18 protein-coding genes and 1 riboswitch are annotated in these 19265 nt (G+C 48.0%); of the genes, 13 read left to right on the plus strand and 5 right to left on the minus strand.

The annotated features are described in order from the left end of the window. Positions 1-185: 185 nt before the first annotated feature. Both KTG14_RS10880 and KTG14_RS10885 read right to left on the minus strand, forming a co-directional pair. Positions 186-1658, minus strand: a complete 1473-nt coding sequence (locus KTG14_RS10880) for an aldehyde dehydrogenase family protein (protein ID WP_216970974.1) — start codon at positions 1656-1658, stop codon at positions 186-188. Positions 1659-1681: 23 nt separating this feature from the next. Continuing rightward, entirely contained in the window at positions 1682-2422 is a 741-nt protein-coding gene (locus tag KTG14_RS10885; protein WP_216970975.1) for an SDR family oxidoreductase, read from the minus strand. Between the two features lie 396 nt (positions 2423-2818). On the opposite strand from KTG14_RS10885, the gene KTG14_RS10890 reads away from it, so the two are divergent. Both KTG14_RS10890 and KTG14_RS10895 read left to right on the plus strand, forming a co-directional pair. After that, positions 2819-4315, plus strand: coding sequence for a glycine betaine uptake BCCT transporter (locus KTG14_RS10890; protein WP_216970976.1), 1497 nt, complete (start codon positions 2819-2821; stop codon positions 4313-4315). 97 nt (positions 4316-4412) lie between these two features. Continuing rightward, positions 4413-5291, plus strand: coding sequence for a 5'-3' exonuclease (locus tag KTG14_RS10895; protein WP_254178113.1), 879 nt, complete (start codon positions 4413-4415; stop codon positions 5289-5291). Here KTG14_RS10895 and KTG14_RS10900 read toward each other — a convergent pair. The 3 genes from KTG14_RS10900 to KTG14_RS10910 are packed head-to-tail and all read right to left on the minus strand — an operon-like array spanning position 5280 to position 6653. Next, a complete protein-coding gene (locus KTG14_RS10900) occupies positions 5280-5801 on the minus strand; it encodes a cysteine peptidase family C39 domain-containing protein (protein ID WP_216970978.1) in 522 nt (173 codons plus the stop codon). The genes KTG14_RS10895 and KTG14_RS10900 overlap by 12 nt on opposite strands. A 23-nt stretch (positions 5802-5824) precedes the next feature. Beyond that, the gene (locus tag KTG14_RS10905; protein WP_216970979.1) at positions 5825-6283 is read right to left on the minus strand and encodes an STAS domain-containing protein; all 459 of its coding nucleotides are present in this window, start codon (positions 6281-6283) and stop codon (positions 5825-5827) included. Between the two features lie 49 nt (positions 6284-6332). Then, positions 6333-6653 (minus strand): thioredoxin family protein, encoded by a 321-nt coding sequence (locus KTG14_RS10910; RefSeq protein WP_216970980.1) that lies wholly within the window; start codon positions 6651-6653, stop codon positions 6333-6335. Between the two features lie 207 nt (positions 6654-6860). Here KTG14_RS10910 and KTG14_RS10915 point away from each other — a divergent pair, with 207 nt between their 5' ends. The 11 genes from KTG14_RS10915 to KTG14_RS10965 all read left to right on the plus strand — a co-directional run bounded on the left by KTG14_RS10915 (position 6861) and on the right by KTG14_RS10965 (position 19229). Beyond that, on the plus strand, positions 6861-9245 hold the full coding sequence (locus KTG14_RS10915; protein ID WP_216970981.1) for a 3-hydroxyacyl-CoA dehydrogenase/enoyl-CoA hydratase family protein: 2385 nt from the start codon (positions 6861-6863) through the stop codon (positions 9243-9245). A 28-nt stretch (positions 9246-9273) separates the two neighbouring features. Beyond that, entirely contained in the window at positions 9274-10446 is a 1173-nt protein-coding gene (locus KTG14_RS10920) for an acetyl-CoA C-acetyltransferase (protein WP_216970982.1), read from the plus strand. Between the two features lie 291 nt (positions 10447-10737). Then, on the plus strand, positions 10738-12519 hold the full coding sequence (locus KTG14_RS10925; RefSeq protein ID WP_216970983.1) for an acyl-CoA dehydrogenase family protein: 1782 nt from the start codon (positions 10738-10740) through the stop codon (positions 12517-12519). A 923-nt stretch (positions 12520-13442) separates the two neighbouring features. Continuing rightward, positions 13443-13796, plus strand: a complete 354-nt coding sequence (locus tag KTG14_RS10930; protein WP_216970984.1) for an arsenate reductase family protein — start codon at positions 13443-13445, stop codon at positions 13794-13796. A 77-nt stretch (positions 13797-13873) separates the two neighbouring features. Next, positions 13874-14254 (plus strand): glycine cleavage system protein GcvH, encoded by a 381-nt coding sequence (gene gcvH / locus KTG14_RS10935; protein WP_058381220.1) that lies wholly within the window; start codon positions 13874-13876, stop codon positions 14252-14254. A gap of 62 nt (positions 14255-14316) precedes the next feature. Further along, a complete protein-coding gene (locus tag KTG14_RS10940; protein ID WP_216970985.1) occupies positions 14317-14658 on the plus strand; it encodes a toprim domain-containing protein in 342 nt (113 codons plus the stop codon). Position 14659: 1 nt separating this feature from the next. Then, a complete protein-coding gene (locus KTG14_RS10945) occupies positions 14660-14983 on the plus strand; it encodes a thioredoxin family protein (protein ID WP_216970986.1) in 324 nt (107 codons plus the stop codon). 35 nt (positions 14984-15018) lie between these two features. After that, a riboswitch (SAM riboswitch) is annotated at positions 15019-15123 on the plus strand. 90 nt (positions 15124-15213) lie between these two features. Continuing rightward, positions 15214-16239, plus strand: a complete 1026-nt coding sequence (locus KTG14_RS10950; protein ID WP_216970987.1) for a methionine ABC transporter ATP-binding protein — start codon at positions 15214-15216, stop codon at positions 16237-16239. Continuing rightward, positions 16232-16900 carry a methionine ABC transporter permease gene (locus KTG14_RS10955; RefSeq protein ID WP_216970988.1) on the plus strand — a complete coding sequence of 223 codons (669 nt, stop codon included), beginning with the start codon at positions 16232-16234 and terminating at the stop codon, positions 16898-16900. The genes KTG14_RS10950 and KTG14_RS10955 overlap by 8 nt, the downstream gene beginning before the upstream one ends. A 93-nt stretch (positions 16901-16993) precedes the next feature. After that, entirely contained in the window at positions 16994-17824 is an 831-nt protein-coding gene (locus KTG14_RS10960; protein ID WP_216970989.1) for a MetQ/NlpA family ABC transporter substrate-binding protein, read from the plus strand. A gap of 238 nt (positions 17825-18062) precedes the next feature. Then, complete coding sequence (locus tag KTG14_RS10965) at positions 18063-19229, plus strand: dicarboxylate/amino acid:cation symporter (RefSeq protein WP_216970990.1); 1167 nt, start codon at positions 18063-18065, stop codon at positions 19227-19229. The last annotated feature ends 36 nt before the right edge of the window (positions 19230-19265 follow it).

Here is a 19265-nt window from a genome sequence, read left to right on the forward strand (position 1 = left end):
TAGTTCAGGTAACTGATTGGTTGGCATGAGTTCGGTGTCTCATAGTGCCCATGTCGGCCATTCTTCGTTATGGGGTTTGATTTTTCAATAAGTGCCGTTATTCTCCCGCCTGTACTCAGTTCGAAATCCAGTAACTTAATATAAAAAACCGGCAGCCCCTTTCAAGGAGCTGCCGGTTTCGCGTTTTATTTCTTCGTATTATCCACAAATGCACCATACTGTCTGCGCTGATGTTGCACGGACAGCCATTTCAAGGTAGTGAATTCCTCTAGCACCCATTCGCCGTTAAAGCGGCCGAGGCCGGAGTCTTTTTCGCCGCCGAATGGCATATGCGCTTCGTCGTTGACCGATTGGTCGTTGACGTGGATCATGCCTGTCTCGATTTGCTGGGCGATGTTCGTGCCGTGTTCGAGATTCGCTGAATGCACAGCGCCGCTCAAACCGAACGGGTATTTATTGGCCTGTTCGACCACTTCCTCGTCGCTTTCAAACGGGATGAGGATCGCGACAGGACCGAAGATTTCGTTTTCCGCAAGCGGCATGTCATTCGTGACGCCGGTTAAGACTGTCGGCTGGAGGACATTGCCGTCTGCTTTGCCGCCAAGGCGGATCTTCGCGCCTTGTTCGACAGTCGCATCGATGTCTTTTAGGATGCGGTCGACTTGTTCGCGGTTAATAAGCGGCCCGACTTGTGTATCTGCTTCTGCAGGGTTGCCGTATTTCAAGTTGCCGGCACGTTCAATGAACTGTTCAGCAAATTTGTCGTAAATGTCCTTATGGACGAAAATGCGGTTAATCGACATGCAAATCTGGCCTTGGTGATAGAACTTCCCGAACAGGGCAGACTCGACTGCCTGGTCAACATCAGCATCTTCAAGAACGATGAAATTGTTATTGCCCCCAAGTTCCAAAGCGGTTTTCTTCAACGCGCCACCAGCAAGTTCGCCGATGTGTTTGCCGACAGGCGTCGAGCCTGTGAACGAAATCAAACGTGGCGTTGGGTGCGTGACGATATCATCGCCAATTTCAGACCCGCGTCCAACAACAACGTTGAGCAAGCCTTTAGGCAAGCCAGCTGCTTCGAACAGGCTCGCGAACAATAGCCCGCCAGTGACAGGCGTATCGGTTGCCGGTTTGATGACGACGGCATTGCCAGTGGCAAGTGCCGGCGCGATAGAGCGGATCGCTAAGTGGAACGGGAAGTTCCACGGGCTGATGATGCCGATGACACCAAGCGGGTTGCGGTAGACGCGGTTTTCTTTGCCCGGTTGCTGGGAAGGCATGATTTTTCCTTCCATACGGAATGGGAAAGTTGCTGCTTCTTTTAGGATATTCATCGCTGCTCCGAATTCGACGGTCGCTTTGATCTTCGTGCTGCCGGCTTCTTTGATAAGCCATTCGATGATCAATTCTTTGTTTTCCTTCATCACTTCAATGGCTTTTTCCATGACTGCTTGTTTCGCTTGCGGCAATTCCTTCGCCCACTCAAGTTGGGCGGTTTCTGCCGCTTTGTAAGCGGCGTCCAAATCGTTCTTATCGGCTGCTTGTGTCGTAACCAGTTCTTCGCCGGTGAACGGATTGGTGTTTTTCATTTGGCTCTCGCTGGATCCTGAAGTCCATTCGCCGTTTATAAAAATCTTGGAAAAATCGGTTTTCATTTAAATCGTCTCCATTCTTTTTCTTAAGGCTGTTGTCTTGGGCGTATCAAGATTTCGTTAACGTCGACGTGTGATGGTTGTTCCACCGCATAGCCGATAGCATTCGCGATATCTTCCGCCTGCAACGGTTCCATTGACTCGGACATGCTCTTGAAGCTGTCTAGTACATCATCGTCGGTAATGGTATTCGTCAATTCGGTTGCGACTGCACCCGGCGATACGATAGTCACGCGGATTTCATGCGATGGGTCAATTTCTTGGCGCAGCCCGTCTGAAATGGCGCGTACGGCGTATTTCGTGCCGCTGTATACGGCGCTGCCTTTCATGACTTGATGGCCTGCCACAGAGGAAACATTCAAGATGTGGCCGGATTTCTGCTCTTCCATGATCGGAAGCACAGCCGCGATGCCGTAAAGGACGCCTTTAATGTTAACGTCGACCATCTGGTCCCATTCATCGAGTTTCAACTTATTCATATAGGACAATGGCATAAGCCCGGCGTTATTGACAAGGATGTCAATTTTTCCGGTTTTTTCTAATGCCGCTTGTGCCAGTGATTTCATTTCGTCAGCTGAGGTGACGTCGGTTACTTTATAATCCGCACTTCCGCCTTCAGCTTCGATTTCCTTTTTCAGGTCCACCAGACGCTCTTCGCGTCGTGCAGCGAGCATGACGTGGTAGCCTTTTGCTGCCAGTTCCTTTGCAGTAGCTTGACCGATACCACTGCTTGCCCCTGTAATGATTGCGGTATTTTTCTGTGTCATATCTATTCAGCTCCAGTTCTGTTTTAAGTGATGATGAAAATGTCCTGAAATAAAGACATCTTACTTTCCTTACCCACATCAATAGCTTTTCTAAACAAACGATACTTGAGCACCACTAAATTCCCTGCCGTCAAAGCGCAGGAGTAGCTTGAGTGAGCTTCACTTCTTTATAATGAAAAGAATAAATTAAAAGAAGTAAAGCCTACAGTCATCCAAGTCGTTCTAGTCCATTCTCGTAGGTAATTGGGCTTAATTTCCATTGTTTCATTCCACAAGGTGATGGGTATTTGATATTGAACCTAAGCGCTTTAGTTGATACATAATTCAGACAGTTGACAAGCGAGGCAATGTTCCGTAGCGTTATATCTTGTGAAGAAATTAAAAGGAGGAGACTATATGAAGAAAGTAACAAATGTGTTTTGGATCTCAATCGTCCTAATTGCTTTGGCAGTTGGCTACGGCGCACTTGCTCCGGAACATTTTGCGGAAGTTACCGGCAATATGGAATCATTCCTGACTACTTCGTTCGGTTGGTATTATTTATTGATCGTTTCAGTAATGGTTATCTTTTGCTTGTACTTCCTTGTTAGTCCAATGGGACAAATCAGATTAGGGAAAGACACAGACAAGCCGGAATATTCATTTGCAACTTGGATTGCGATGCTGTTTTCAGCAGGCATGGGTATCGGGCTCGTATTCTGGGGTGCGGCAGAGCCGCTATCGCATTTCGCGATTAACCCGGCGACAGCTGAACCGGGATCTCAGGAAGCGTTCCGGGAATCCATGCGTTTTACATTTTTCCACTGGGGCATCCATGCATGGGCAATCTATGCAGTAGTTGCGTTATCGCTGGCATACTTTCAGTTCCGTAAAGGCGAGCCGGGGCTCATTTCCTCGACGCTGCGCCCATTATTCGGCGACCGCATGAAAGGGCCATGGGGTGTTCTTGTCGATGTAATCGCCGTATTCGCAACGGCGGTCGGTGTCGCAACGACGCTCGGCTTTGGTGCTATCCAGATTAATGGAGGACTCGCATATTTATTCGATGGTATCCCAGGCGATAGCCTCATGACACAAATCGTCATCATCGCAGTGGTCACTGTGCTGTTTATGATTTCCTCTTGGTCAGGCATTAGTAAAGGGATCAAGTACTTGTCGAATACCAATATGGTGCTCGCCATTACATTGCTGGTGTTGGTCATCGTTCTTGGGCCGACCTTGCTGATTTTCAATATGTTTACCGATTCACTCGGGAACTACTTCCAGAACTTGATCAATATGAGTTTCCGTGCAGCACCAATCGATGGTGAAAACCGTTCATGGATTGACGGCTGGACGATCTTCTATTGGGCTTGGTGGATTTCTTGGTCACCATTTGTCGGGATTTTCATTGCCCGCGTTTCCAAAGGTCGGACTATTCGTGAATTCCTGTTTGGCGTCTTGCTCATTCCGACGTTCATCAGCTTCATCTGGTTCGCTGCATTTGGTACAACGGCTATCGATGTGCAAAGCAGCGGCGTTGATTTGACAGGATTGTTGACGGAAGAAACATTGTTCGCCGTATTCAATGAATTGCCACTGGGCATGTTGTTGTCGATCGTCGCAGTGTTGCTCATTTCGACTTTCTTCATTACTTCTGCCGACTCAGCGACTTTCGTGCTCGGCATGCAGACTTCCAACGGATCGCTCGATCCAGCGAACGCTGTGAAGTTGACATGGGGAATTGCGCAGTCGACCATCGCGGTCATCTTGCTCTTCGCAGGCGGGCTTGGGTCCTTGCAGACGGCATTGATCATCGCTGCCTTCCCGTTCTCGTTCATCATGCTATTGATGATGGCTTCGTTCTACAAAGCCTTGACTCTTGAATACAAAGCAATCAAGCGCAAACGATAGAACAAATGGAAAGGGTGCCGGAAAGTCCGGCACCCTTTTTCTATGGAAAGTTGCGTATAATGGATAATAGAAATCGTCTTGAATGGAGGAGTATTTTTTGGAGAAACCACATATTATGCTTGTAGATGGAATGGCGGTCTTGTTCCGTTCGTATTTTGCGACAGCAGGTGTCGGGCAGTTTTTCCGCACAGAAAGTGGCCTTGCCACAAACGGTGTACAAGGATTCGCGCGCCACGTACTCACCGCGAAATCATTGATGAAGCCGACCCATATCGCTGTATGCTGGGACATGGGCGCTCATACGTTCCGCACCGAGATGTTCGACGGTTATAAAGCTAACCGGCCTGCGCCCCCTGAGGATATGGTGCATCAATTCGACCAGGCGCGTGAAGTGTCCGAGCTTCTCGGATGGAAAAATTACGGTGAAAAGGGCATCGAGGCGGATGATTTTATTGGCTCGTTTACGAAAAAATGGCCGGACGAGGCGGACTATACAATCATCACCGGAGATAAAGACATGCTTCAGCTACTGAACCCGTCTGTCAAGATCGCCTTTATGAAAAAAGGCTTCCACATCTATGATCTTTACACCGAAACGCGATTCGGGGAAGAATATGGCATCTTGCCGGAACAGTTCGCTGATATGAAAGCGTTCATGGGCGACCCGAGCGATGGCTATCCAGGCGTCAAGGGCATTGGCCCGAAGACGGCACTTCAGTTGATCCAGCGTTACGGTTCGGTCGAGGGCGTCCTGGAACATATTGAGGAACTGAAGCCAGCACAGAAGAAGAAAATCGAAGAGCATCAGGACATGCTCGCGCTATCGAAAAAGCTGGCGGTCATCAAAGATGACCTCCAGCTCGATGTGGCACTCGAAGAAATTGCGGTGCCGGAATATTCTTCTGATTTGGTAAGGATATGCGATGAGCGGGAATTCCGCCTGCTTGCAAGACTTTTGGAAAAATCATTCATCTGACTTTGCTATCGGAGAAATCTGGACGAAACTCAATATGCCCTGGTTTTCCCGGAACGAAACCGCCCGCAGCTTGCTCGGGCGGTTTTTTTGTCCGTTATCGTGAATGTAAAGCAGTAAATCATCCAAGGTCTCTTCATAGCCGATGAGCGGGGCCCAGTGATAAGCGAAGGTGGTTTTTTGGTACCAGCGCAACGAAAAATAACGATCGAATTTCACGGCGAGCGGATAGCCGGCATCGAGCTGCTGTTTGATCTGTTCGGTCGAGCGAATCCGCTTGATGTCATACCGTGGCCCGGTCAGCTTTTTCAGTCGCCGGATCAAGCAAAATGCGCTCAAGCCGATCGGTGTCGCTCCGAGCAAGTTGTAAAGCGGACCGATACCCGGCGCCACGCCTTCGTGGTAGCGAAGGATAGAAGCAGCTGTGACCGGCCCGCATGCAGAAGCACGGTAGGCGGCAGGCACATGTTCACCGTATTGGTTCATTGCTTGAAAAGGCAGCAGCACTTTCATGATGCATCCTCCTTCTAAAAGGTTCAGCGCAGCTTGGTTTCTCGTTCATCGAGCAAAGTTTGCAAGGCACTGCGGAATGTCGTATAGACTTCCAAGTCGACGTGAATGCCGGCATGGACAATTTCTCTGACAAAACGAGGGTTAAAGCCGACGTAGATGCCGCGCAAGCCCATCAGTTTCAATGCGCTGTTCAATTGAGTCAATTCAAGTGCGAGTTCATTGAAGTCAAACGATTGAACGTCTTGCATCGTCACACCAGTGAAGTCGAAGACCACTTTTTCTGTGTCGCGGTGGCTATCGGCATAATCGAGCACTTTCGTCCGAATGGTCTCGAAGCGGTCGCGGAAAATGTACCCGGCAATCGGTACAAGAATGGTATTCGGGACAATCGAGGGAATGATTGGTGCCGACATATTGTAAATGACGTCTTGGTAATACGCCACGAGTTCTTGCAATTCCTTAATTTCTTGTTGTGGATCCATTTTGGCACCTCTGCTTAATAGTATTCGTAAATGTTTCAGGCATCTGTCTTTAAGCTTTTTGTTCTTCTAGGAAGTGAATGACAGAAGCAGGAGTTTTGGCATTAGCACTATGGAGGTGCGCTTGTTTCACGCCATCTTTAAATATCAACAAGCTCGGGATGCCCATTACTTCGTATTGCTCAGCGATTTCCGGAAGTTCGTCCCGGTTGACGTCAAACCATTGGTAGTTGTCATACTGCTCGATGATCGGATCGATGAACATGTCCATGCGCGTGCAGTCCGGGCACCAGCCAGCTTGGAATTTCACGATAACGGGAGCATCATTGTTGATTGTATCGTTGAATTGTTCAGTAGTTTTCAGGGATTTCATAAAATTGCCTCCTTAAATATAATCTTTATCAGTTTACCCTTTTTTTCCTTTCTCTCCAAGCACTTGAAGTAAAGAGCAAGAAAAATCTTCCGATTAAATATTGCGAAAATAAGCAATTTAATTTATAGTAAGAACAAGAACGAAAGCATTTCTTTTTTTTACCTAGAAAATGAATGAGGGTTCATTCAAAAACAGGAGGGTTTGCCCGTGTCATACAAAATCAAAAAAGCTGCTGTGCTCGGTTCAGGTGTTATGGGATCTGGCATCGCAGCGCATTTAGCCAATATCGGAATTCCGGTCATGCTGCTCGACATCGTCCCAAAAGAAGCGACGAAAGAAGAGCAAGCAAAGGGCCTGACATTAGAAGACAAGGCCGTGCGCAACCGAATTGCAGCAACGTCAACTCAAAAATTATTGAAGCAAAAACCTGCTCCGTTGACAGCCAAAAAGAATTTGCAGCTGATCGCGCCGGGTAATTTGGAAGATGATCTCGAGAAACTGTCTGAAGTGGATTGGATTATCGAAGTCATCGTAGAAAACTTGGATATTAAAAAATCATTATATGAAAAAATCGATGCGGTCAGAAAACCCGGCACCATCATTTCATCCAATACATCGGGCATCAGCATCAATGCTATGGCAGAAGGGCGTTCGGAAGATTTCCAGAAACATTTCCTCGGCACTCACTTTTTCAACCCGCCGCGCTATTTGAAACTGCTTGAAGTCATTCCGGCGGATACGACAGCTCCGGAAGTCGTTGAATTTATGCAGCAATTCGGTGAAGACCGTTTAGGAAAAGGCGTCGTCCTGGCGAAAGATACGCCGAACTTCATTGCCAACCGTATCGGTACTTATGGCTTGCTCGTTACGGTGCGCGAAATGCAAAACCGTGGCTATTCGATCGGTGAAGTCGATTCCGTTACCGGTCCGTTGATCGGCCGCCCGAAATCTGCTACATTCCGCACGCTGGACGTCGTGGGGCTGGATACCTTCATGCATGTGTCGAAAAACGTCTACGATCAAACCGAAGGCGAAGAACAGCAAGTGTTCAAAATGCCTGATTTCATGAAGAACATGGTCGAAAACGGCTGGATTGGTGCAAAAGCCAAACAAGGCTTTTTCCAGAAGAAAGACAAAGAAATTCTGGAGCTCAATCCGGAAACGATGGAATACCGCCCAGCGCAAAAATTGAAAACGCCTTCACAGGAAGTGGCCAAGCAGCAAAAAGGCTTGCCCGCGAAAATGAAGACGCTGGTCTATGCTGACGACCGCACCGGTGAATTGCTGTGGAGCATCCTCGCTCCAACACTCGTCTATTCTGCACAGCTTCATGGTGAAATCGCTGACGACATCGTCGCCATCGACAATGCCATGAAATGGGGCTTCGGATGGGAACAGGGGCCGTTTGAAGTATGGGACGCAATCGGCGTCAAGAAGTCGACCGAAAAGATGGCCGCACAAGGCTTGGAAGTGCCGGCATTTGCACAAGCGCTATTGGATAAAGGCTTCGATTCCTTCTATAAAGAAGAGAACGGCGATCTGTATTATTTCGATGGGACAGATTACCAGCCCGTTCCAGTCAATGAAAAAGTGATCGACTTGAAGCGCTACAAGAAAAAGCATGGCGTCATCAAATCGAATTCCGGCGCAAGCTTGATCGACCTTGGAGACGGCATCGCATTGCTCGAATTCCATTCGCGGTCGAATGCGATCGGGCTCGATATCATGCAAATGATTAATTTTGCTGTGGACGAAGTCGAGAAGAACTTTAAAGGGCTAGTAATCGGTAACCAAGGCAAGAACTTCTGTGTAGGTGCCAATCTCGGCATGATTTTAATGGAAGCGCAAGATGACAATATCTTTGAACTCGATTTGACGATCCGCACCTTCCAAAGCGCCATGCTGAAATTGAAATATAGCTCAAAGCCGGTCGTTGCGGCACCATTCGGCATGACACTCGGCGGCGGGGCAGAAGTCATCCTGCCGGCAGCACGTGTACAAGCATCCATGGAAACTTATATGGGCTTAGTGGAGGCAGGCGTCGGGCTTATTCCTGGCGGCGGCGGAAACAAAGAATTGTATATGAAGCAATTGAAAGGTTTGCCGAATCATGTGCCAGCAGACTATGTCAATGTAGCAGCTGGCGTATTCGAATCGATCGCTACAGCGAAAGTCTCCACTTCGGCTGATGAAGCACGTGAAAACAACTTCCTGAATTTCGTTGACCACATCAGCGTCAATAGCGATCATTTGATCTACGATGCGAAGCAATTGGCCTTATCGCTTTATGACGCTGGATATCAGGCGCCGAGAAGAGAAAAAGTACCGGTTGCAGGGGAAGCAGGTTATGCAGCAATGTTGCTTGGTGCAGAAGGCATGCTATTGTCGGGTTATATTAGCGAACATGATATGAAAATTGCTAAAAAGTTGGCGTATGTATTATCGGGTGGCAAATTGCCGTATGGCACGAAAGTCGATGAGCAGTATTTGCTTGATTTAGAACGCGAAGCATTCCTAAGTTTGGTTGCTGAACCGAAATCACAACAGCGCATGCAGCATATGCTCGTTAAAGGAAAACCATTACGCAATTGATCGCCGATTAGATAGAGGAGGAAATGATATGCGCGAAGCAGTAATTGTGGCCGGAGCCAGAACGCCGGTCGGAAAAGCAAAAAAAGGATCTCTTGCCTCGGTGCGCCCGGACGATTTCGGGGCACTCGTCGTACGGGAAACATTGAAGCGGGCAGGTTATGACGGACCTATCGATGACTTGATTATGGGTTGCGCGATGCCAGAAGCAGAACAGGGGATGAACATCGCCCGTAATATCGGGGCGCTTGCAGGACTTCCAGATACGACGCCAGCAGTGACAGTCAACCGCTTTTGTTCATCAGGCTTGCAGTCTATTGCCTATGCAGCTGAACGTATCATGATTGGGCATGCAGAAGCGATCGTTGCCGGAGGTGTCGAATCGATGAGCATGGTGCCGATGATGGGCAATGTGCTGCGGCCGAACGCTAAAATTGCCGAAACGGCTCCACAATATTACATGAGCATGGGCCATACGGCAGAACAAGTGGCGACGCAATACGGCGTCAGCCGCGAAGACCAGGATGCATTTGCGGTCCGTTCGCATGAAAATGCAGCGAAGGCTATTGAAAACGGCCATTTCGTCGATGAGATCGTTCCGGTCGAAGTGATCCAGCGCTATGTCGATAGCCAGAACAAATACCAGGAAAAATCATTCATGTTTGAAATGGATGAAGGGGTGCGCCACGGCACATCCATCCAAACACTCAATAAGTTGCGCGCAGCATTCTCAGCACGCGGTACGGTGACGGCGGGGAACTCTTCCCAAACTTCAGACGGAGCGGGTGCCGTGCTCGTCATGGATCGTGAAAAAGCGGAAGCGCTAGGCCTCAAGCCGATCGCCAAATTCCGTTCATTCGCAACAGGCGGCGTTCCACCGGAAGTCATGGGCATCGGCCCGGTCGTTGCGATTCCGAAAGCCTTGAAACTCGCAGGCCTGACGAAAGACGATATCGACGTGTGGGAACTGAACGAAGCCTTCGCTTCCCAGTCACTTGGCGTCATCCGTGAGCTCGGCTTGGATATGGACAAGATCAATTTGAACGGCGGCGCCATCGCACTTGGCCATCCGCTCGGGGCAACAGGTTCGATTTTGACTCTACGCATGCTTAGTGAGTTAAAGCGCCAGAACAAACAATTCGGCGTCGTCACGATGTGCATTGGCGGCGGAATGGGCGCAGCTGGCGTCTTCGAAATGTTGTAAGAAGAATTTTACAGAGCGTGAAAGTAATGGAAGCTTTTTCAGTCATACAAACATAATATTCAATGCATAAAACGGAGAGATATCTAGTAGTTTGGAGAAGAGTCCGCTCGACTCCTGTGGGAAAGCGAGACGGCCGAGACCCCGCAAGGCGCGAAGCGACTGAGGAGGCTTGGACGCGAGCCCACGGAAAGCGAGCGGTAAGCTTCGGAAAACTATAGGTACTACAAATCTTTCTAAAGTTAGCGTTTTCTAGAAGGGGTCAATCAAAAGATAAATTGGGAGGAATGGAAAATGGAACAACAAAAAACATTGATCAAAGGCGGAAGCTTCTTGATCGAAGATGCAGACTTATCGCGTGTGTTCACGCCGGAAGATTTCACAGAAGAGCATAAAATGATCGCTAAGACGACAGAGGATTACGTTAACACAGAAGTTATGCCGTTAGTCGAAAATCTGGAGAACCATGAATTCGAGCATTCCGTAAACCTCTTGAAAAAAGCAGGGGAACTTGGATTGCTTGGCGCAGACGTTCCGGAGCAATACGATGGTCTCGGGCTCGACAAAATCGCATCTGCTTTGATTGCTGAGAAGATGTCCAAAGCTGGCGGATTCTCTATTACGCACGGCGCGCACGTAGGCATCGGATCGCTGCCGATCGTCCTATTCGGCAACGAAGAACAGAAAAAGAAATACTTGCCGGTTCTTGCAACGGGTGAGAAAATTGCTGCTTACGCATTGACTGAGCCGAGCTCAGGATCGGATGCGTTGGGTGCGAAAACAGTCGCGAAACTAAACGAAGCAGGCACACATTACGTCTTGAATGGTGAAAAGCAATGGATCACAAACGCAGGATTTGCGGATGTCTTCGTTGTTTATGCAAAAATCGACGGCGAACAGTTCTCAGCCTTTATCGTTGAGCGTGATTTCGGCGGCGTATCAGTTGGCCCGGAAGAAAAGAAAATGGGCATCAAATCATCTTCTACGCGTACATTGATTTTGGAAGATGCGGAAGTGCCGGTCGAAAACCTTCTCGGCGAAGCAGGACGCGGGCATATCATCGCCTTTAACATTTTGAACATTGGGCGCTATAAACTGGGTGTCGGCACAATCGGCGCATCCAAGCGTGCGATGGAATTGACGATTCCTTACACGAACCAGCGCCAGCAATTCAAGACGCCAATCTCTTCTTTCAACCTGACAAAAGAGAAATTGGCGACAATGGCATCCAAATTGTATGCGGTTGAGAGTTCTGTTTACCGTACAGTCGGCTTGTTCGAAGACCGCATGAGCGGCTTCACGGATGAGCAACAAGCAGACGGCAAACTGGTTGCGGATTCCATCGCGGAATTTGCCATCGAATGTTCGTTGAATAAATTCTTCGGAACAGAAACTTTGGATTATATCGTCGATGAAGGCGTTCAGCTGCACGGCGGTTACGGCTTTATGCAGGAATATGAAATCGAGCGCATCTACCGCGATTCCCGCATCAACCGGATTTTTGAAGGAACTAACGAAATTAACCGCTTGCTCGTGCCAGGCACACTGCTTCGTAAAGCGATGAAAGGCGAATTGCCGCTTTTAGAGCATGCACAAGCTTTGCAAGAAGAATTGTTGATGATGATGCCGGAAGAAGTCGGCACAGAAGCTTTGGCGCAGGAAAAAGTATTGGTGAAAAACGCCAAGAAAATTGCCATCCTTGCAGCCGGACTTGCCGCGCAAACTTACGGCAAGAAATTAGAAGCCGAGCAAGAAGTATTGGTAAACATTGCGGATATCGTCAGCAATGTCTTTGCAATGGAATCCGTCGTCCTTCGTACAGAAAAAGCCATTGCGGCAAGCGGCGAAGAAAAGGCGAATCAGAAACTTCTCTACACGCAGATTTTCTGCCAGGAAGCGTTAGAAGCTATCGAAAAAGATGCGAAAGAAACGCTCATCGCAGCAATCGATGGCGATAACCAGCGCATGATGCTATCTGCACTTCGCAAATTGACGCGCTCTACGCCGTACAACTTGATTGCGAAAAAACGCGAAGCATCCGAAAAATTGATCAATGTAGAAAAATACGTCGTGTAATAGATTGTGCCAAACAGGAAGGGGAAACCCTTCCTGTTTTTTTAAGGTTGTCGAGATAATTGGGAAGTCGTATTTTCCGAAGCTTATTGCTCGCTTTCCGTGGGCTCGCACCTAAGCCTCCTCAGTCGCTACGAAACCTTTGTGCTCAACTCTCACTGCGTTCGAGCATCGCAGAAAACCCGCTTGCTCTAACATCTACCTAGCAGATGCGTCGCAAATGAATGTTCTCAGCTAAGCTTCGCTCATTCATTCCTTGCGGGGGCTCGGTCGTCTCGTCGCTTACGCTGCTCCACTGGAAAGATAAGGTCGATCTACAGGAGACATTATCTTTGCGAAAGTAATGCGCAACATTAGTGAGCAGAAGGGGTTACGAGCGAACGCTTTTCTAAATACTTAAATAGGTCTTTGATTTTTGAATGTCGAAAAGATGGTCCGATTTTAATTCATACCGACTTATTAAACTTCTTCAACACTCTGAGAATGGGAAGGAAAAACCTTTTCCTTTTTTTGTTTAAGACATGCAAGAAGAGGAGTTTTATAATTTTTGTATAAAGTGTTTCTTCTGAGAGCAACAGAAACGGTGAGACTTAATTAGCATTTAAGGTTTTTCCTTCGTTCAATACACAATACCGGATGGGAATGGAGACGCCGACTCCTGCGGAAATATAGCACGAGCTGAAGACCCTGGACTGAGCGCAGCGAAGGAAGCGGCTGAAGCCGTGTCCTGGCAGCTGGCACCGCGACGTCCTGTCGCGCCAGCTGCATGACCCACATCCTGTGGGCCCGAAAGCGTCCGTCGAAATGGACATCCGATTTTTCATACAAGAAAGTCACATTTTCAATTCAATTTTCACTAATTTCCTTCCAGTCGACTGCTCCAGGGCAATTTGATATGCTTAATTGACAAGACAGGAGGAGATTGAATGATCCAGTATTATGCTTACCCGAAATGTTCAACTTGCCAAAAAGGCAAGAAATGGCTTGAGGCGAATGGCGCAGAGTTCGACTATATCGATATCTCGCAAAATCCGCCCTCCACGACGCAGCTAAAAGAAATCCACGAAGCGAGCGGCATCGAATTGAAAAAGTTCTTCAATACGAGCGGCAAGAAATACCGCGAGCTCGAACTGAAGGAAAAGCTACCGGAAATGCCCGTAGATGAGCAGTACGAATTGCTCGCCTCAGACGGCATGTTGATCAAACGCCCGCTCGCTTGGGACGGGACGCAAGCAACACTCGGCTTTAAAGAAGAAGCATACGCAAATACCTGGAGCTGACAAGTTTGTCATCTTGTTTTTCAGCCTTGGTTGTGGCAAACTGAAATTGAGTCAATTACATATTTGGAGGGGTTTGGATGAGCACACCACAAGAGCTTCGCTATTCAAAAGAACACGAATGGGTCAAAGTCGAAGACGGCAAAGCACGTATCGGCATCACTCATTTCGCGCAAGATGAACTTGGAGACATCGTATTTGTCGAGCTTCCGCAAGTCGGCGACGAGCTGAAAAAGGACGAGCCATTCGGCAGCGTCGAATCCGTTAAAACGGTATCTGAATTGTATGCGCCGATCAGCGGGAAAATCGTCGAAGTCAATTCTGAGCTTGAAGATAGCCCAGAATTCGTCAACGAATCACCTTATGAAAAAGCGTGGATGGTCGTTGTGGAAGCCCCTTCCGAAGATGAGGTCAATGCATTGATGTCAGCTGACGAATACAAAGAAATGACAAACGAGTAATTTCCGAAAGCGCCTCTTTTTGGCGCTTTTTTTCATATATTGTTTTTCGGGGGGGGATACGGATGGAGAAAATAATATTGGTTGAAGGGATTAGCGATAAAACCCGGATAGCGCCATTGATTGCAGAACCCGTGACGATTCTTTGCACAAATGGTACAGTAAGTGCTACAAGACTCGAGGAGATGTTGTTGCCTTTTGAAGGGCAGGATATCATCATCCTGGTCGATGCGGACGCTTCCGGCGATAAACTGCGCAAGCTCATCAAACGTGAATTTCCGGAAGCTCGCCATTTCCACATTGACCGAACTTATAAAGAAGTGGCGACGACGCCGTTGCGGAAGCTGATTGATGTGCTCATCGCAGCCGATGTACGGGTCTTAAATCCAGTAGCAGGGAATGACTAGCATGAACGAATGGACACATAAAGAATGGCTGAAGGAAAAAAATACGCAATCTGTTTCAGCCTATTATTTGTATACGCCGATGTGCGGTACGTGCCAAGTGGCCAGCAAGATGCTTGGGGTAGTGGAGGAACTCTTGCCAGACCTTCCGATGGGCAAGGCCAATTTGAATTATGTACAGGAAGTGGCAGAATTATACGAAGTGGAAAGCGTGCCATGCCTGTTGATTTCAAAAGACGGCGACGTAACGGAGAAAGTTTACGCTTTCCAATCAGTGCCGTATTTATATGAGAAATTGAAAACGGTTGACGAATACAGCCAGCCATGATAAATTTAATTTCTGAAATTAACTTAATAGCGTAGCTCTTATAAAGAGAGGTGGAGGGAAGTGCCCGATGAAGCCCGGCAACCGTCATGAAAATGAAATGGTGCCAAGTCACTCAAAGTGAAAACTTTGAAAGATGAGAGAACGGTTTATTGTGTTTACACATGTGCCTTTCTGCTTATCTGAGCAGGAAGGCTTTTTTATTAGCAAAAGATTTAGGAGAGTGCCCAACCATGATTGATTTAAAAGGATTGACAAAAGTTTTCGATACTGGCAAAGCGCGCTTGACGGCTGTTGACCATGTCGACTTAACGGTGCCGGCTGGCGAGATTTTTGGCATTATCGGCTATAGCGGAGCGGGAAAAAGTACATTGATCCGCCTGCTGAACGGACTAGAAAAGCCGAGCGAAGGCTCCGTTGAGATCAATGGCCAGAACATTACGGCGATTTCAGGCCCGAAACTCCGCAAAGCCCGTCAAAAGGTCAGCATGATCTTCCAGCATTTCAATTTACTGTGGTCGCGGACCGTGCGCGAGAACATTGAATTTCCGCTTGAGATCGCGGGTGTAGGGAAAGAAGAGCGTCGCAAGCGTTCTGCAGAACTGATCGAACTGGTTGGCCTCGAAGGTCGTGAAAGCGCATATCCTGCCCAGCTTTCCGGCGGACAGAAGCAGCGTGTCGGCATTGCCCGTGCGCTGGCCAACGACCCAGAAGTTTTGCTTTGCGATGAAGCGACTTCAGCACTGGATCCACAGACGACCGATGCCATTTTGGAGTTATTGGTCGACATCAACAAGCGCCTTGGTTTGACGATTGTGTTGATCACCCATGAGATGCACGTCATCCGGAAGATCTGCCACCGCGTGGCAGTCATGGAAGGCGGGCGCGTCGTCGAACTGGGCGAAGTGCTGCATGTCTTCCAGCATCCAAAGGAAACGATCACCAAGCGTTTTGTTGCCCAAGTGACCGAGACGGAAGATTCAGCAGAGACCGTCCGCCATTTGCGCGAGCAATACCCGGAAGGGCAATTGGTCAAATTGATCTTCGTCGGGGACCAGGCAGAGCAGCCGATCCTGACTCAGTTAATCCGGGAATACCAAGTGGAAGTCAATATTGTCCACGGCAATATCTCTCACACCCAGCGCGGTGCTTATGGAACGCTCATCCTTCAACTGAAAGGCACCACAGATGAAATAAGCAAAGCTTTAGCTTTCCTCGGTGCACATGATGTACAGACGGAGGTGATGGGCAATGCTTGAGACCTTATTCCCGAACGTGGATGGGGCGGATATGTGGGAAGCGACACTCGAAACCATTTATATGACGGCCATGTCCACACTGTTCACATTTATTATTGGATTGGTACTGGGAATCGTCTTATTCCTTACCGCACCGAACCAATTATGGGCAAATAAAATCGTCAACTGGCTGACGGGCGCTTTCGTTAATATTTTCCGCTCGATTCCCTTCATCATTTTAATCATTTTGCTGATTCCGTTTACGAAATTCTTGATCGGCAGTATTCGCGGGCCGAACGCCGCACTACCGGCATTGATCATCGGGGCAGCGCCTTTTTATGCCCGTATGGTGCTGATTGCGTTAAAAGAAATCGACAAAGGCGTCATTGAAGCCGCCCGTTCGATGGGGGCCACCACTTGGACCATCATCCGTAAAGTATTGCTTCCTGAATCCAAGCCGGCATTGATTTCCGGGATTACGGTGACAGCTATCGCATTGGTGGGCTACACCGCAATGGCCGGCATTATCGGCGCGGGGGGACTAGGGACACTTGCCTTCCTGGACGGTTTCCAAAGAAGCCGTGAAGACGTTACCTTAATGGCGACGATCGCGATTCTGGTCATTGTATTCATCGTCCAGTTTATCGGGGACTACTTAACCAGAAAAGCGGACAAGCGTTAAATTTCGCATTGTTTCAGAATCACTGAATATAACGGGGCTTTTAGTCCATGCTATACAAAACTACATTTAATAGAAGAAAAGGGGAATTTTGTAATGAAAAAACTAGTATTCGGTTCATTTGCAGCAGTATTGGCATTATCCGCTTGCGGGGCAGAGGAAGAAAACAACAGCGGCGCATCAGAAGGAGAAACGAGCACATTGACAGTTGGGGCTTCGAACGTTCCACATGCTGAAATCCTTGAACAGGCTAAACCAATTTTGGAGGAACAGGGCATCGAGTTGGATATTCAGACATACCAAGATTACATCTTTCCAAACCAAGACTTGGAGTCAGGCGATTTGGATGCAAACTATTTCCAACATACGCCTTACCTGGAATCGCAAATTGCTGATCATGGCTATGACTTTGTAAGTGCTGGCGGCATTCACATCGAGCCAATCGGCGTTTATTCTCAAGACTACTCGTCTCTTGAAGATTTGCCGCAAGATGCGACAATCCTCATGAGCAATTCAGTCGCTGACCATGGCCGCATCTTGGCTATGCTCGAAGCGCAAGGCTTGATCACTTTGGAAGAAGGCATCGACAAGACGACGGCCGAAACTAGCGATATCGTAGAAAACGAGAAAAATTTGCAATTCGAGACAGAGTACGAAGCAGCTTTGCTTGCGCAAATGTACGAAGCGGGTGAAGGCGATGCGGTATTGATCAACTCGAACTATGCAATCGATGCTGGCTTGAGCCCAATGGAAGATGCTATCGCTCTTGAAAGTTCAGATTCGCCGTACGCTAACATCATTGCCGTACAAGCGGGAGATGAAAACAACGAAGACATCCAAGCCTTGGTTGAAGTATTGACATCGCAAGAAATCCAAGACTTCATCCTGGAAGAATGGAACGGATCGATCGTTCCAGTCGAACAATAAGTTTTTTAGCCAGCCTATTCTAAAAAAGAATAGGCTGTTTTTTTATGTGCATTCATGATCCGCCATAGGTGAAATGTAGTGGTGGCCGAGTCAAATGCGAATAGGTAAAAATTTCAAACATTTTTTCGGAATAATAAAAATATTACGTGTTTTAGTAAAAAGCTATTAGCTTTTCGAAAAATGTGGTAATTTCACATAATAAACAAAAAACATCTGTTTACACAGGGAGGACAAGATCATGAAAATTCAATTCGGTTTGCTGCCGCGAATTGTGCTGGCCATTGTGCTCGGCGTAATCATCGGTTCTGTAGCGCCAGAAGAGCTTGTACGGGTATTTGCTACGTTCACAGGAATTTTTGGCGGGTTCTTGAATTTTATTGTGCCACTAATCATTCTTGGTTTTATTGCGCCAGGTATCGCAAAGCTCGGAAAAGGTTCAGGGAAATTATTGGGTCTGGCGACAGCAGTTGCGTATTTATCCACCATCGTGGCAGGTGTTCTGGCATTTATCGTGGCCTCTTCCATTTTGCCGAATTTGATGGAAGGCGGTTCTCTGAGCAATTTGGATGACCCTGAAAATGCTCTCGCTTCCAGTTTCATCGATTTAGAGATTCCTCAATTATTCGGGGTCATGAGCGCTTTGATCTTGGCATTTCTGCTCGGGATCGGTATGGCTTCTACAGGAAGCAAGACAATGGCATCGTTTTTTGAGGAATTCCAAGAGATCATCGAAAAAGTTATTTCATACATCATAATCCCGCTATTGCCTTTTCACATCTTCGGTATTTTTGCGAATATGGCATACGGCGGTGCCGTGTTTGAAATCCTTTCCCTCTTTGCCGTAGTCTTTATCCTAATTATCGCTCTACACTGGGTCATGCTTACGGGTCAGTACACCACTGCGGGGGTATTGAGAAAGAGCAATCCGTTCGCTTTAATCCGTACGATGCTGCCGGCTTACTTCACAGCGCTCGGTACACAGTCTTCAGCAGCTACCATTCCCGTCACTTTGCGCCAAGCACGTAAAACAGGCGTGAAAGAACGTGTAGCGGACTTCACGGTCCCATTGTTTGCAACGATTCATTTGTCAGGCAGTACTATTACGCTCGTCACTTGTGCAATCGGCGTAATTTTATTGACAGGGCAGTCGCCATCCTTCGGCAACTTCTTCCCATTTATCCTCATGCTTGGGGTAACAATGATCGCAGCTCCCGGCGTTCCGGGGGGCGCTGTCATGGCAGCTATTGGATTGCTGGAGGTGATGCTCGGTTTTGACGAGACGATGGTCGCTTTAATGATCGCGTTGTACATGGCGCAGGACAGTTTCGGGACTGCAGCCAACGTGACGGGAGACGGCGCGCTCGCAAATATCGTCGACCGTTTCACTCCATCTCAAAAAGTATGAATTGTGCCGGAATTCAATGAATTCCGGCTTTTTAAT

This window comes from Planococcus sp. CP5-4_YE (genome assembly GCF_019042655.1).
GTDB lineage: Bacteria > Bacillota > Bacilli > Bacillales_A > Planococcaceae > Planococcus.

Coding starts and splice junctions, on each gene's coding strand:
- KTG14_RS10920 (WP_216970982.1), top strand. CDS start 9,274: ATGCGCGAAGCAGTAATTGTGGCCGGAGCCAGAACGCCGGTCGGAAAA.
- KTG14_RS10900 (WP_216970978.1), bottom strand. CDS start 5,801: ATGAAAGTGCTGCTGCCTTTTCAAGCAATGAACCAATACGGTGAACAT.
- KTG14_RS10955 (WP_216970988.1), top strand. CDS start 16,232: ATGCTTGAGACCTTATTCCCGAACGTGGATGGGGCGGATATGTGGGAA.
- KTG14_RS10930 (WP_216970984.1), top strand. CDS start 13,443: ATGATCCAGTATTATGCTTACCCGAAATGTTCAACTTGCCAAAAAGGC.
- KTG14_RS10945 (WP_216970986.1), top strand. CDS start 14,660: ATGAACGAATGGACACATAAAGAATGGCTGAAGGAAAAAAATACGCAA.
- KTG14_RS10905 (WP_216970979.1), bottom strand. CDS start 6,283: ATGGATCCACAACAAGAAATTAAGGAATTGCAAGAACTCGTGGCGTAT.
- KTG14_RS10885 (WP_216970975.1), bottom strand. CDS start 2,422: ATGACACAGAAAAATACCGCAATCATTACAGGGGCAAGCAGTGGTATC.
- KTG14_RS10910 (WP_216970980.1), bottom strand. CDS start 6,653: ATGAAATCCCTGAAAACTACTGAACAATTCAACGATACAATCAACAAT.
- KTG14_RS10890 (WP_216970976.1), top strand. CDS start 2,819: ATGAAGAAAGTAACAAATGTGTTTTGGATCTCAATCGTCCTAATTGCT.
- KTG14_RS10965 (WP_216970990.1), top strand. CDS start 18,063: ATGAAAATTCAATTCGGTTTGCTGCCGCGAATTGTGCTGGCCATTGTG.
- KTG14_RS10950 (WP_216970987.1), top strand. CDS start 15,214: ATGATTGATTTAAAAGGATTGACAAAAGTTTTCGATACTGGCAAAGCG.
- KTG14_RS10940 (WP_216970985.1), top strand. CDS start 14,317: ATGGAGAAAATAATATTGGTTGAAGGGATTAGCGATAAAACCCGGATA.
- KTG14_RS10960 (WP_216970989.1), top strand. CDS start 16,994: ATGAAAAAACTAGTATTCGGTTCATTTGCAGCAGTATTGGCATTATCC.
- KTG14_RS10880 (WP_216970974.1), bottom strand. CDS start 1,658: ATGAAAACCGATTTTTCCAAGATTTTTATAAACGGCGAATGGACTTCA.
- gcvH (WP_058381220.1), top strand. CDS start 13,874: ATGAGCACACCACAAGAGCTTCGCTATTCAAAAGAACACGAATGGGTC.
- KTG14_RS10925 (WP_216970983.1), top strand. CDS start 10,738: ATGGAACAACAAAAAACATTGATCAAAGGCGGAAGCTTCTTGATCGAA.